11 protein-coding genes are annotated in these 14,291 nt (G+C 44.7%); 2 read left to right on the top strand and 9 right to left on the bottom strand.

All coding sequences use genetic code 11. The annotated features are described in order from the left end of the window. Positions 1–7: 7 nt before the first annotated feature. The 9 genes from CHH91_RS03545 to CHH91_RS03585 form a co-directional block, all read right to left on the bottom strand. Complete coding sequence (locus CHH91_RS03545) at positions 8–859, bottom strand: two-component system regulatory protein YycI (RefSeq protein WP_095222018.1); 852 nt, start codon at positions 857–859, stop codon at positions 8–10. Next, a complete protein-coding gene (locus CHH91_RS03550; protein ID WP_095222020.1) occupies positions 859–2,151 on the bottom strand; it encodes a YycH family regulatory protein in 1,293 nt (430 codons plus the stop codon). Before CHH91_RS03550 ends, CHH91_RS03545 begins: the two co-directional genes overlap by 1 nt. After that, the gene (gene walK, locus CHH91_RS03555) at positions 2,148–4,001 is read right to left on the bottom strand and encodes a cell wall metabolism sensor histidine kinase WalK (protein ID WP_095222021.1); all 1,854 of its coding nucleotides are present in this window, start codon (positions 3,999–4,001) and stop codon (positions 2,148–2,150) included. Before walK ends, CHH91_RS03550 begins: the two co-directional genes overlap by 4 nt. A gap of 5 nt (positions 4,002–4,006) precedes the next feature. Beyond that, on the bottom strand, positions 4,007–4,711 hold the full coding sequence (gene yycF / locus CHH91_RS03560) for a response regulator YycF (RefSeq protein WP_095219677.1): 705 nt from the start codon (positions 4,709–4,711) through the stop codon (positions 4,007–4,009). A 177-nt stretch (positions 4,712–4,888) separates the two neighbouring features. After that, a complete protein-coding gene (locus CHH91_RS03565; RefSeq protein WP_095222023.1) occupies positions 4,889–6,178 on the bottom strand; it encodes an adenylosuccinate synthase in 1,290 nt (429 codons plus the stop codon). A gap of 152 nt (positions 6,179–6,330) precedes the next feature. Beyond that, positions 6,331–7,695: a replicative DNA helicase gene (gene dnaB / locus CHH91_RS03570; protein ID WP_095222025.1), complete on the bottom strand. Its 1,365-nt coding sequence runs from the start codon at positions 7,693–7,695 to the stop codon at positions 6,331–6,333. 104 nt (positions 7,696–7,799) lie between these two features. Continuing rightward, the gene (gene rplI / locus CHH91_RS03575) at positions 7,800–8,246 is read right to left on the bottom strand and encodes a 50S ribosomal protein L9 (protein ID WP_095222027.1); all 447 of its coding nucleotides are present in this window, start codon (positions 8,244–8,246) and stop codon (positions 7,800–7,802) included. Continuing rightward, entirely contained in the window at positions 8,243–10,210 is a 1,968-nt protein-coding gene (locus CHH91_RS03580; RefSeq protein ID WP_095222029.1) for a DHH family phosphoesterase, read from the bottom strand. The genes rplI and CHH91_RS03580 overlap by 4 nt, the downstream gene beginning before the upstream one ends. A 36-nt stretch (positions 10,211–10,246) precedes the next feature. Continuing rightward, the gene (locus tag CHH91_RS03585; RefSeq protein ID WP_176465655.1) at positions 10,247–11,185 is read right to left on the bottom strand and encodes a YybS family protein; all 939 of its coding nucleotides are present in this window, start codon (positions 11,183–11,185) and stop codon (positions 10,247–10,249) included. Between the two features lie 756 nt (positions 11,186–11,941). Between CHH91_RS03585 and CHH91_RS03590 the strand changes: the two genes are divergently transcribed. Together CHH91_RS03590 and CHH91_RS03595 are read left to right on the top strand one after the other, a co-directional pair. After that, positions 11,942–12,757, top strand: a complete 816-nt coding sequence (locus CHH91_RS03590; RefSeq protein ID WP_095222032.1) for a histidinol-phosphatase HisJ family protein — start codon at positions 11,942–11,944, stop codon at positions 12,755–12,757. A gap of 205 nt (positions 12,758–12,962) precedes the next feature. Then, on the top strand, positions 12,963–14,279 hold the full coding sequence (locus CHH91_RS03595; RefSeq protein ID WP_095222034.1) for an APC family permease: 1,317 nt from the start codon (positions 12,963–12,965) through the stop codon (positions 14,277–14,279). Positions 14,280–14,291: the final 12 nt, after the last annotated feature.

A 14,291-nucleotide genomic window follows, 5' to 3' on the forward strand; every position in this document is an offset into this window, starting at 1 on the left:
TCACCTCTTATTGTGTTTCTTCTGTCTCTGGCTGTAAACTGCTTAGAAAACCTGACTCGGTCGGTGCGTACACATATGGATAATCCGGCAGCAGCAAATAAAAGTAATGCTTCGTATTGTTCACTGTTATTTTGTACGCAGGTGCATAGTTCGGCTTTGAAGAAAGCTCAATAGTCGGATAGAAGCCTTTTTCCACTTCAATTGTGTCATTGGCCTCAATATACTGCTGACTTTGCAGTGCTTTAACCGCCTGCTTCTCTGAATACTGCTTTAGATCCCCGTTATGCTCGCTCTTTTTAAAATCCTCGATATATGTTTGTGTATATTCGGTTACGTCGTACTCGTCATTGATAGTGACAAGCAGCATACTATCCGGACTAAAATAAGTTTGTCCTTCACTTGTCTTCTGGAAAAATAGCAGTTTATTCCCTTGCCTGCCCCAATAGGTATAATCATTTCCGTGCAGGACATAATCATCGACAAAGGTGCTTAATTTTTCAGCTGTCTGCTCTTTATCTTCATCAATCGGAACCTCGATCGGCAATTCTTGTGGTTCCTTAAATTTCGCAAAAAGCTGATTACGCGAGCTGATATCAAGGTCCATTTGATCCTTTGATGGGATCTTTTCTAATTCATCTTCTGTAAAAAGAAGCTTTTTAGCTTCATATTGCTGATTTGGTTCCGTTTCTTCATCAGAAAGCTCACTATACCCTGTCACAGTGGACAGAACTTTATCCTGGCTTTCTGTCTCCAGTACTAGCTGTTCCGTTTCTTCCTGCGGAAACAGCTGAAAGATAAGATAAATGTTTAAGACAAGGAAGGCGAGAATGAACATGAGCTTTATTTTATTCCACTGCATCAGCTCTCTCCCCCTGTCTCACTGTCTCCTACCTCATACCATTCTCCCTGGTATTTCACATACCAGCTTGGTTTCAGATGATATTTGTAAATAGCAGAATCATCGTTATCTTCCAAGCGATACCCAATGATAGCATCCTGGATATCACGCGGACTATACTTGTTTTCATTGATCCAGTCTATCACCTGCTGAGCTGTTAGCTGATATTCATTCTGTGAACCACCGGCGACACCAATGTTAAGGAGCGTCCTCTCATAGCTTACTGGTTCGGGCAGATTATCCTGCATGCGGATAGAAATCAAAGAAAGATCATTTGTCTGAAAAACAGGATAGCCGTTACTTATCATCCGAAACTGAAATGTAAAGTTGCTTTCTCCGCTTATAGCATACAAATTATAATCATCCGTCCATCCCTTATGCGTATTGATGGCATTGATTGCAGATTGCAGCTGATCCGTCCTGCTCGTTGTCCCTACGCTGGAAGAGGTTGAATTATATTGATAGGAAGCGAATTGACCATTGTTTCTGAACTTGATCATTTCTAATAAGTTGCTATCCGTATATTGATCTGTACCTTGTACAGATTTTTCCTCCATATAAACATCCGCGAAATCATTCCTGGTAATCGTCTCGCCGCGGACAATACTATCGTTAACATCAGCCGTTTCCGGCAGATAAATTCTATTCCATTCATTTGTATCTGATAAGGAAACTGCAGCATTGAGTTTATCCTCATCGTGAATGAAATCATAGATACTATTTGTGGCAGTAGCAGTTACGACACTCTCCAATGGGTTTTCCTGCCGTTCGTTGACAAAGGTCAATTTTGTCGTCCTGCCATCTTCGCTCGGTTCCAAGTACAGTCTTGTAAAGCCACCGTTACCAAGTCTATTTGTTACGTTCTCTGCTCCTTCAACCTGGAAGAGAGCATTCAGCTGGGAATAGGCAACAGTCACCGGATAAACAAGTTCTATACTCGTCTGGGGCAGTTCCGTTACGCTTCCTGATTTGGTATTCGTAAGTGTCCAGTCAGCCAAGCCATTCACGAAGACCTGCTCTTCATCCTTAGAAGTAAAAACAAAGTGACTGCCACCGTTATGCACATACGTATGCGTGGGCCGAACCACATCAGCCAGCTGTTTTTCTGTCCCGTCCAATGTTTTAGGTTCTTCAGTGCCGATTGAATCTGATTTCAAACTGTTAGGCTGAAATGTCCATACATAGGCTGTCAGGACCAAACTTAATGCCACAAGTATGATTAGAAGAATCGTATTGAAAGTTTCCATCTTCATCGCACCTCACCCCTTTTCCGGTTTATCGGAATGGTGAAGAGCACGGTCGTGCCTCTTCCTTCCTTGCTCTCTGCCCAAATGACACCATGATGCGCTTCGACAAGGTCTTTCGCAATTGCAAGGCCAAGACCCGTTCCACCCAATTTACGTGTACGAGCTTTGTCCGTCCGGTAAAATCGTTCGAATATCTTATCTAGTTTTTCATATGCGATACCCATACCCTCATCGGAAATGCTGACTAATAGCTTCTGGCTGTCTTTACGAAGGCGGAAACGGATGGTACCGCCATCGGGAGAATATTTGATCGCATTACTAATCACGTTATCCAAAACTTGCATTACTTTATCTTTATCAATCGTGACGAGCGCTTCTTCCTTCGGCAAATAGCGTTCGAAATGGATATCATCGCGCTTGTTCATTTCAAAACGGTCAATTACGTGATGGAAGAAGTCAACAAAATTAATTCGATCCCACTCCATCGTGTAGTTGCTGCTATCCATACGGGAGAGCTGCAGCAGATCATTGACAAGCCGGATCATCCGATCCGTTTCCTGCTGGGTCACGTCAAGGAAATGCGGCGCGATTGATTCATCCTTCCATGCACCATCTGTCAGTGCCTCCAAATAACTCCTCATGGTTGTCAGCGGAGTCCGGAGCTCGTGAGATACGTTTGAAACAAACTCCCGGCGTTCTTGATCAATTTGTTCCTGTTCGGTAACATCACTGATTACAGTGATGAACCCGCTGATTTGCTCGTATTCATCCTGCACGATCGAGAAGTTGCATCGCAGCAGCAAATACTGGTCATCATCACTCATATCAATGATGATTGATCCTGTTTCCTGAATCTCTGTTATATCGACTATCTTTTCATTCAGATTCAATACTTCAATCAGGAATTGACCGCGTACTTCGTCAGCACTTCGTCCAATCAGACTCTCTGCTGGAGCATTCATTAGCGTGATAGCTCCATTCCTGTCGGTCGCGATGACACCATCTGACATATGAGAAAGGACAGAACTAAGCTTGCGGCGTTCTCCCTCAGTCCGCATATGCGCTTGCCGGAGTTCATCATTCATGTGATTGAAAGTACGGGCCAGCTGCCCAATTTCATCCTCTCCATAGACATTCACTCGTTTGGAGAAGTCCCCTGTTGCCATAACACGGGCCTGCTTTTGCATTTCCTTGATTGGTTTCGTTATTGCCCGGGCAATGAGTACCCCTAGGATAGCTGCAAAGATAAGTGCGATAAATGTGGCGCGCAAGAAGATAAGGTTCGTGCTTTTCAGCTGACTATATACATCTTCAATCGACGTACGAACATAAATCAAGCCAAGCAGTTCACTCTCGCCATTACTATCTGTTCCTTCGATGTTGTAATACGATTTCAGCGTGCGATCACCTGTGGCTTTATCTATAACGATGTTAAGCTTTGTCTCCGATGCAGGTGCAAAACCATTATTCGTGATCGCTTGAACGATATTATTGTCTGTCACCCTGGAACCGATTGAAGTCTGATCACCAAGCTCACTTGTCCCGACAAGCTGCCTCTGTATATCAATTACCTGTATTTTTGTCTCTCCGCCCTCTGAATAAGTCTTCAGTAAATCCGCGATATCTTCCTCTAATGTAGGATCGGTCGGGGAACGTTCTTCTTCAAATTCCTGAGCTAATGATTGCTCCAGCCATTGCATATTGGAATCAAGAGAATCACGCGTATTTCTTATCAGCTGGTTTTCCAAGCTGTTGGTAAAAAAGACGCCGATCAACAAAAGAGCGATGATCAGCAGCAAAATGTAAACGACAACCAGTTTTAGGCTCACAGAACGGAAAAAGCCTATTTTATTCATAGATGTTACTCCTGTTCAGGGCTGCGAAGATAATAACCTACACCCCTGCGTGTAATGATCCAGAGCGGACTGCTCGGATTGTCTTCGATTTTCTCCCGGAGACGGCGGACAGTTACGTCCACTGTGCGGACATCTCCGAAATAGTCATATCCCCATACTGTCTCCAGCAAATGTTCACGTGTCATGACTTGTCCGCTGTGACGGGCAAGGTAATGCAGCAATTCAAATTCACGATGCGTCAGTTCTACCTGTACGCCATCATTTGTAACGGTATAGGCTTCCGGATGAATGACAAGCTTACCGATTTCGATATCTTTGTTTTCTTTGCTGTCATCCTCTGGAATTTGAGCCTGTCTGCGTAAATTCGCTTTAACACGGGCAATCACTTCCCGGTTGCTGAAAGGTTTTGTGACATAATCATCAGCACCAAGCTCAAGACCGAGTACCTTATCAATCTCTGCATCTTTTGCAGTCAGCATGATGATCGGCATATTATGTGTCTTCCGCACTTCACGGCAAACTTCATTGCCATCTTTGTTCGGCAGCATAATATCCAAAAGGATCAAATCCGGGTTCTCTTGCTGCACTAATTCGACAGCTTCATCACCGTCATATGCACAGATCACCTCGTATCCTTCCTTCTCTAAGTTGAATTTCAATATATCAGCGATTGGTTTTTCGTCGTCCACCACTAAGATCTTATGGTTCATCGTATTCCCACGCTTTCCAGTGTTTTTTATCTGAATTGTATTATCTTTTATTACTAGTTCAGTGTTTGCATACCCTTCCTATTTTACAGCAATTTCGGTCAAATGTCTTTGCAAGGGGTCGATTCGGCAGTTTTTGGAAGAAAAAAGAAAAATCGCCCGTATGGACGATTTTTCAACTTATTGGCTGTATACACTTCTTACTTCATTTGTTTGTGTACGATCTGGGCCTACAGAGAAGATGCTTAGTGGAATACCTGTAAGCTGGGAAATACGCTCAAGATAGTGGCGCGCATTCGCTGGAAGCTCGCTCAAGTTGCGAACACCTGTAATATCTTCTGTCCAGCCTGGCAGCTCTTCATAAACTGGCTCACATTGCGCCAATTCTTTCAGGCTTGCTGGGAAATGCTCCATGACTTCGCCTTTGTAACGATAAGCAACACAGATTTTCAAGGTTTCGATCCCTGTCAGTACATCGATCGAGTTCAAAGAAAGATCTGTAATACCGCTCACGCGCTGCGCATGACGGACAACTACGCTATCGAACCAGCCCACACGGCGCGGACGGCCTGTTGTTGTACCGTATTCACGACCGACTTCACGGATCTGATCACCGATCTCATCATGCAATTCTGTAGGAAACGGACCATCACCGACACGAGTTGTGTATGCCTTGGAAACACCAACAACGTGATTGATCTTCGTTGGTCCTACACCGGAACCGATCGTAACTCCGCCTGCAATCGGGTTGGAGCTTGTAACGAACGGATAAGTACCTTGGTCGATATCAAGCATGACACCCTGTGCACCTTCAAACAGTACGCGGCGGCCTTGATCCAATGCATTGTTCAGCTCAACGGATGTATCTGTTACATACTTCGCGATTTGCTGCCCATATTCATAGTACTCATCAAGGATTTCTTCTACTGTGAAGGCTTTGCTTTCATAAACTTTCTCGAACAGGCGGTTCTTTTCGTCCAAGTTCTGTTCCAGCTTTTCACGGAAAGCATCTTTGTCCAGCAAATCTGCAATTCGGATACCCATGCGGGCTGCTTTATCCATGTAAGCAGGACCGATACCTTTTTTAGTTGTACCGATTTTATTAACGCCTTTTGCTTCTTCCTGAAGCTCATCCAATTTCAGATGATACGGAAGAATGACATGTGCACGGTTGGAAATAACAAGATTATCTGTGCTGACATTGCGCTCGTGCAAATATTTCAATTCATCTAGCAACGCCTTTGGATCAATTACCATACCGTTGCCTAATACGCATTTCTTTTCCGGGAAGAAAATTCCCGATGGAATCAAGTGAAGCTTATATGTGACATTATCGAATTTAATTGTGTGGCCAGCATTGTTCCCGCCTTGATAACGAGCAACAACCTCGGCATTTTGTGAAAGGAAGTCAGTGATCTTCCCTTTCCCTTCATCTCCCCATTGGGTTCCTACTACTACTACTGAGGACATCTGTGTGGCACCTCCGCCAAATAAACTATTTTTAACACCTCTAAAGTGTATCAATCCCCAAAACACATGTCAATGATACAACCGAACATTTACTGACTAAGACCTATATTTGTTCGTTAAAAAACACCCTATCGATTGATAGGGTGCAGTAATCATGCCGGTGGAACATCGCTTTCCGAATATCTATGATCCAAATCTACGAATTTATTATACTCTTTCACAAACGCCAGCTCGACTGTTCCTACCGGGCCGTTACGCTGCTTAGCCAGAATGATCTCAATGATATTCTGTTTCTCCGATTCTTTGTCGTAATAATCATCACGATACAAGAAGCCGACGATATCGGCATCCTGCTCGATACTTCCTGATTCACGCAAGTCGGACATCATCGGACGTTTGTCCTGTCGCTGCTCTACTCCACGAGAAAGCTGTGATAGAGCGATTACTGGCACTTCCAGCTCACGGGCTAGAGCTTTTAAGGAACGGGAGATTTCCGATACTTCCTGCTGACGGTTTTCTCCTTTTCCAGAACTTGAACCCATGATGAGCTGCAAGTAATCAATCAGGATCATCCCCAATCCGCCTTCCTGCTTCAGACGACGGCATTTGGACCTGATATCACTTACACGGATACCAGGCGTATCATCGATATAAACCCCTGCATTAGACAGGCTCCCCATTGCCATCGTGAGTTTGGCCCAGTCTTCCGCTTGCAGACTTCCTGTCCGCAGACGCTGTGCATCGATATTCCCCTCTGCACAGAGCATACGTGATACAAGCTGTGATGCACCCATCTCCAAGCTGAAGATAGCTACATTTTCCCCTGCATGTATCGATACATTTTGTGCAATGTTCAAGGCAAATGCTGTCTTACCTACAGAAGGACGGGCAGCAATGATGATCAAATCATTACGCTGGAATCCGGAGGTCATTTTATCTAAGTCACGGTAACCAGTCGGAATACCTGTAATAGAAGCGTTTTGATGATGTAATTTCTCGATATTATCGTATACTTCGATCAAAACGTCCTTTATGTTCTGAAAAGCTCCGGAATTTTTACGGCCGGATACTTCCATAATCGATTTCTCTGCTTCGTTGAGAACATCCTCGACAGCATCTTCTTTAGCGAAGCTTGATGTGACAATATCCGTGGCAGAACGTATAAGTCGGCGCAGCAGCGCCTTTTCAGCTACGATTTTGCTGTAATATTCAATATTTGCTGCAGTTGGAACGGCGTTAGCAAGATCGCTCAAATACGAAACGCCACCGACCTCCTCCAACAATTTTGCATTAGCAAGTGCAGTGGTGACGGTTACCAGGTCAACTGGTTCTCCCCTATCGGATAGGCGCATCATCGCATCAAAGATACGCTGGTGGCTTGCTCGGTAGAAATCGTCCGCTACAACCTGTTCCGATGCTCTCGATAAAGCCTCCGGTTCCAGGAAAATAGCACCAATTACAGCTTGCTCTGCTTCTATATTATGTGGAGGGGTCCGATCATTCCAGACTTCTTCCATCATGATTCCCCCATTTCTGGCATACTGCTACCATTGTACCGAAATATCCCCCTTTTGTGTAAAAAGGGGGATGGAAAACTGCTAGTATTTTGTTGGAAAAAATATTATTGCTCGCTGATATGGACTTTCACTTTACCTGTTACTTCCGGATGCAGCTTCACATCCAAGTCACGATAACCAAGAGCCCGAATCGGTTCGTTCAGTTCGATCTTCCGTTTGTCCAATTTGATTTTATGAGCTTTTTTCAGCTCATCAGCGATTTGTTTGCTTGTGATAGATCCGAATAGACGGCCGCCTTCTCCGGATTTCGCTTTTACTTCTACTGTTAGGTTGGCAAGCGTTTCACGCAATTTTTTCGCATCCTCCACTTCCTGGAGTTCAAGCTGATGCTGTTTATTGTCTTTTGCTTCCTGTACTTTCACATTTCCTTTTGTAGCTGGTACAGCCAAGTTATTTTTAAGCAAGTAATTACGTGCATAACCATCTGGCACTTCTTTTACTTGTCCTTTTTTCCCTTTACCTTTTACGTCTTCTGTAAAGATTACTTTCATTCTTCTTTTCTCCCTTCAACATATTCATCTATGATCAGCTGCAGCTCTTCCTTCGCTGCTTCTACTGTTGTGTCAGCAATCTGTGTAGCAGCATTTGTCAAATGTCCGCCGCCATTCATCCTCTCCATGATCACTTGAACATTCACTTGTCCAAGGGATCTGGCGCTGATACCAATACGGCCATCTTCCCGCTCGGAAATGACAAAGCTGGCACTCACACCATCCATCGTCAGCAATGTATCTGCTGCCTGAGCAATGACAACCGGCCCGAATACCTGCCCTTTTTCACCTGCAGAAATTGCGATGCCTTCCCGGTAGAGCTCCGTATTCTCAATTAAGTGCGCACGTTTGACATACGTATCCAAGTCCTCTTTCATGAAACGCTGGACAAGGACGGTATCAGCGCCTTTGGAGCGTAAATAGGATGCCGCATCGAATGTTCTTGACCCGGTACGAAGCGTGAAGCTTTTCGTATCGACAATAATTCCCGCGAGCAAGGCACTTGCTTCCAAGGTGGACAATCGCAGCTTCTTAGGCTGATAGTCCAATAGCTCTGTCACAAGCTCTGCTGTCGAGGATGCATATGGCTCCATATAGACGAGCGTCGGCTTTTCAATGAATTCCTCTGCCCGGCGATGGTGGTCGATCACCACAACATGTTCCGTTTTGCTGAGCAGTCTATCATCAGCTACCATTACAGGCTTGTGCGTATCGACAACGACAACAAGTGTGTTCTTCGTTACACGATCGAGCGCTTCTTCTGGACTGATGAATTGTTCCCAAAGCTCTTCATCCTTTTGAATGGCTGACATCAGCTTAGAAACGCCTGTAATATCCTGCTTGTCAAGGACAATATGCCCGACAATATCATTTGCTTCTGCAATTTTCAAGATTCCGATGGCAGCTCCGATTGAATCCATATCCGGCGCTTTATGCCCCATGATGAGCACCTGCTCACTCTGCTTGACCAATTCCTTCAGCGCATGAGATATAACACGTGCCCGAACCCTGGTCCGTTTTTCCATCGGATTCGTTTTGCCGCCATAGAAGCGCACCTTGCCGGCTTCTCCTTTGATGGCAACCTGGTCTCCGCCGCGTCCCAACGCCAAATCCAAGCTTGATTGTGCAAGTTCCCCAAGCTCAGGTAATGTCTGTCCGCCAGCCCCGACACCTATACTAAGGGTGATCGGTATATTCTGATCTGTTATCAAGCCGCGAATTTCATCGAGAATCTCAAATTTCGTCTTTTCCAGTTCCCTCAAAATGCGCTGATTGAGTACTGCCAGGAATCGTTCCTGAGATGTACGCTTTAAGTAAAGACCTTTTTGACGTGACCACTCATTCAATTGAGCTGTCACACGGGAATTGATCTGACTTTTCGCTGTGTCATCCAGATTCTGGGTCATCTCTTCATAGTTATCAAGAAAAATGATAGCTAGAACGGTCTGTTCTTCATTATATAAGTTCTGGATTTCCAGCTGCTTCGTCCGATCGAATAAATACAGAAGCCGCTCTTCCTTTTTGATCACTGTCAGGAAATCATAATCATCAAGCGTAATCCAAACCTCGTTTTTTTCGTCCTTGATTGCTGGTATCAGCGCATCAGATAAATCATCCAGCGGGGCACCCACTAGTGTATCCTCCGCAAACCTGTTCATATAAGGCGTCGTCCATTCAATCTGGTAATTCTCGCTGTACAGTACGATTCCGATCGGCATCTCCAAAAGTGCTTCCTCGCCGACCTTCTTGACACGGTGGGACATTGTCGAAATGTACTCCTCCGTCTGGTCCTGCATTCGCTGTTCCGTCAGTATACTGTAGAAAAAAGACAGAGCCAGGAACACTGTCAGCGGCAGCCCAAGCTTCCATTCATAAAACCATACACAAACAAGCAGGATGACAGCAAGTACATATGTCACGATCAAATGCTTACTCAATGCTGGTTTCTTAAATATCTCTGGCATATATGTCAGCTCCTAAACCTAAATTCCGCGACCATGCTACTTTTTGCTGCTCATCCGCTCCCGCAGCCTGAATCCTACATCAATTATACCCAAAATACGCACAAGATACAGCAGTACTGTCCCGAAAAGGACCGATAGTACGACCGCGAGAATCGGCAGGACTTTCGGCAGATTCCGGTGGTGGGCATAATAGAAGAAGAACGAGAATCCTTGCAGCACGAGAAGGATTCCGGCAAGCTCCGTGACATTGGCGACAATCGGATAGAGCCATCCATTTGGATCCATATCGAACCAGCGGGCGAATGAACCGATGAAATAGATGAATAATACGATGACCGGCAGGTTGAATCGGCGGAATGGCGGATAAAGGATCCGATCTTTGCTCTGACGATTATGGATCTTTTGAGCCAGCCATTGCGTGATGAAAGCATACAGCAGGGAGCCGGCAGCAATCATTGTCGGAATCAGCACCATGATATAATCAAACATAGCATTGACCTGTTCCCACTGGGCATCTGTTACTGTCACCCCGACCGTATCCATCTCAGACTGAACCGATTGGATCGTAGCCTGATAGCTTGTTTGAACTTCGTCAATGATGTTTATTCCTGATACAAATTGCGTACCTGCCAGGAATATAGTGAATCCTAGGGCATACCCTGCAGTTCCTTTTAATAGAGCTTCATAAGTCGATTGCTTGTGATGAAGGGAATAACCCGTCGCTGCCGCTCCAATCACAACTGAAATCGTAATGAGAAACCCGGCAAGTGTCCCTATGAAGGAAAGAAGCAGAATGGCGATAGCAAAGTAGATACCTGGCTTGAAACCATGGCGGATCCAATAGAGGATGATCGGTACTGGCATGGCGAACGTCGCCAGGATACTGATCACTGGTGCAAAAGTTGCGATAAGCAGCAGCACCAGATAAATCCCCGCAAGCATAGCTCCTTCCGTCAATTGTCGAGCATTGTTCATGAATCGTGACACCCCATTTAAATATGTAATCTTGCACTTGTAGAAAAAGCACAGCTGCATAGGCTGTGCTTACGTTCGTTTGTAATGGACGAAGCTATGAGAAAAAAGCTGTTCATCCGAAAAAATGCTACCCCACGATTATACCCGAAAGAAAGTCTTCAAACAAATGATTCGCCGTGAAAATAGTCCCACCAGCTGCTAAGTTTGTGAATATCTTAATTTACCTGTTTATTTTTCTGAAATGAGCCTTTATAATAGTGAGACAACCTTACAACGGGTTAGCACTACATACTACATACCTCATTAGCCACTAATGAGACGAACCTCAAAATCGGCTGCATCGCGACAAGCATGCAGTCGATTTTTCTTTTCCACACTTTTTACACAATTTTTCTACCGAATCAGGAAGAAGTACAAGATTCCTGCGTGCTATGATTATTCCAAGATCAGATCAGGTTATAAACACAACGAAACGGGTAAACAAAAACCAATTCAATCTACGGAAAGGACCGGAATACCATGAAAAATAGTCACTTCAATGCGATTCTCGCAGCAACACTTTTAATCAGCAGCATCGGCGGTTACTTGCACTCTATCTTCTAATCCCATATCCCTGGAAAGCTCTTCCTTATAAAGGCGGAGCTTTTTTTATTATTTCAGAGGTTCAGCTTTCGGGCAGGTTGTGAAATCTCCTCTTGGAACATCCTGCAGAATATGTCACACTATTTTTAACTTAACCGTTAGGAGTTGGACGTTTTGTTGACCGATTATCATGTACATATGGCAGAAACTGGCTCGTTTACTTTGGACTATATCCGCCAATATCTCAGTGCGGCGAAAGAAAAAGGGATTGAGGAATTCGGGATTTCGGAGCATGCATACTTCTTTCAAGAAACAAACAAAATCCTATCCAACCCGTGGGTAGAAAACCGGCGGACACTTCATTTTCAGGATTATCTCGCTTTTTTCAAAGAGATCAAACAAGCTGAACTTCCTGTCAAAATGGGAATCGAGATGGATTACACACCTGGTAAGGAAGCCGAAATGGCAGAATTCCTCGATCAGCATCCTTTCGACTACGTCATCGGATCCGTCCACTGGATTCGTGAGTGGGGAATCGATCTGGATATTTATAAAGAAGAATATGAAAAACGGGATCTGAAGCAGGCGTACCGTGATTATTATGATCAAATCATCACACTTGCTCAGTCCAAGTTATTCAGCTTTGTCGGCCATATTGATCTGATTAAGATTTTCGGCTATAAACCAGACGATCAAGCCTTTGTCGAAGGAGAATATGATCGAGTTGTCAAAGCGCTCTCAGAAAATGACACATGTATTGAAATCAGCACAGCTGGTCTGCGGAAGCCAGTCGGGGAAATATATCCCGATCCCGTACTATTGCAGAAATGCTATGATGCTGGTGTCGGCATCGTGATAAACTCCGATGCACACGCACCAAAGCATGTAGGTTATGCATACCAACAGGCAATTGAGCTTGCCAAACAGGTCGGCTATACTGAGATTCAAACATTCGAAAAGCGCCAGCGCAAAGCAATGCCGCTAGGCTGAACAAACACATAACTACTCTTTATTTGGAGACACTATCCTGAGGAGCTGCAGATTGCTGCAAGCTCCTTTCTCTTATGATAAAACCCTTACATGTCAGAATACTTTTTCTAGTTTCTATTTGCAGGCACATTTCCTATAATGAACTACATATCTTCATTACTACACTAAAGGAATGCAGTATGCTGCGTCGATAAGGAGTGACATCATGAATCAACCAGAGAACACAGCATTAAAGAAGGAAATCGGACTATTTTTAGGTTTATCCATCGTAGTAGGAACCATCATCGGCTCTGGAGTATTTATGAAGCCAGGCCCTGTGCTGAGTCATGCTGGCCGTTCTGAAATTGCTATGCTCGCTTGGTTAATCGGCGGACTGCTGACACTCGCTGGCGGTCTGACCATTGCTGAAGTAGGTGTACAAATTCCAAAGACTGGCGGTTTGTACGCGTACTTAGAAGAAACGTATGGAGAACTATGGGGCTTCTTATGCGGCTGGGTGCAAACGATTCTTTATGGACCAGCCATCATCGGGGCTCTCGGACTATACTTCGGAACTCTCATGGTCAATTTGTTCGGCTGGAATACGAAATGGACAGCGGCTGTTGGTATCGCAAGTGTCGTGTTCCTTTGTATCATTAACATATTAGGCACAAAACTCGGCGGTGCTGTACAGCTTGTTACGACAATCGGCAAGCTGCTCCCAATCCTGCTTATTGTTATCTTCGGTTTTTGGAAAGGCGATGCGGACTTTTTCAGTGCAGTACCGGAAGCCATTTCCGATATAAACTTCGGCGCGGCCGTATTAGCCACACTGTTCGCTTATGATGGCTGGATCATGCTAGCTTCCATGGGCGGCGAAATGAAGAATCCGGAAAAGACATTACCAAGAGCGATGATCGGCGGTATTCTGATCGTGACAGCTTGTTACCTGTTTATCAACGCTGCCATGCTTTATATCCTGCCTGCAGCAGAAATTGTAAGTCTGAACACAAATGCAGCTAGCACAGCAGCTAAGCTTGTGCTAGGTGATGCCGGTGAGATTATCGTAAGTTTGGGCATCATCGTCAGCATTTTCGGCTGTCTTAATGGTAAGATCCTCACATTCCCGCGTATTCCATTCGCAATGGCTGAACGCGGTCAGCTGCCGTTTTCCAACCTGCTCAAAAAGGTGCATCCTACCTTGCATACACCTTGGGTCGCAGTCATTTTGCAGCTTGTGCTTTCTATCATCTTCATGCTTGTCAGCAATCCTGATAAGCTGTCTGAAATCAGCATTTTCACGATCTATATGTTTTATGTTCTCGCTTTTTATGCTGTTTTCATCTTGCGGAAGCGTAATAAAGGAAAAGAACGTGCATATAGTGTGCCGCTCTATCCGTTCATCCCGATTGCAGCAATTGCGGGCTCTTTGTTTGTCTTGATCAGTACATTATTCACAGACTTCCTCAGCTGCCTTCTCTCAATCGGCATAGCAGTAATCGGCCTTCCGATATATTATATGTTGAAAGCTAAACGGCGCTAAAAAAGCGAGCAG

Origin of the sequence: Virgibacillus sp. 7505, from assembly GCF_002272135.1 — a bacterium.
Taxonomy (GTDB): Bacteria; Bacillota; Bacilli; order Bacillales; family Amphibacillaceae; genus Terribacillus.

Excerpts from the sequence above, each read along its gene's own strand:
- CHH91_RS03565 (WP_095222023.1), bottom strand. The coding sequence starts at position 6,178 with ATGTCCTCAGTAGTAGTAGTAGGAACCCAATGGGGAGATGAAGGGAAA.
- CHH91_RS03580 (WP_095222029.1), bottom strand. The coding sequence starts at position 10,210 with ATGCCAGAGATATTTAAGAAACCAGCATTGAGTAAGCATTTGATCGTG.
- dnaB (WP_095222025.1), bottom strand. The coding sequence starts at position 7,695 with ATGGAAGAAGTCTGGAATGATCGGACCCCTCCACATAATATAGAAGCA.
- yycF (WP_095219677.1), bottom strand. The coding sequence starts at position 4,711 with ATGAACCATAAGATCTTAGTGGTGGACGACGAAAAACCAATCGCTGAT.
- rplI (WP_095222027.1), bottom strand. The coding sequence starts at position 8,246 with ATGAAAGTAATCTTTACAGAAGACGTAAAAGGTAAAGGGAAAAAAGGA.
- CHH91_RS03545 (WP_095222018.1), bottom strand. The coding sequence starts at position 859 with ATGCAGTGGAATAAAATAAAGCTCATGTTCATTCTCGCCTTCCTTGTC.
- CHH91_RS03595 (WP_095222034.1), top strand. The coding sequence starts at position 12,963 with ATGAATCAACCAGAGAACACAGCATTAAAGAAGGAAATCGGACTATTT.
- walK (WP_095222021.1), bottom strand. The coding sequence starts at position 4,001 with ATGAATAAAATAGGCTTTTTCCGTTCTGTGAGCCTAAAACTGGTTGTC.
- CHH91_RS03550 (WP_095222020.1), bottom strand. The coding sequence starts at position 2,151 with ATGAAGATGGAAACTTTCAATACGATTCTTCTAATCATACTTGTGGCA.
- CHH91_RS03585 (WP_176465655.1), bottom strand. The coding sequence starts at position 11,185 with ATGAACAATGCTCGACAATTGACGGAAGGAGCTATGCTTGCGGGGATT.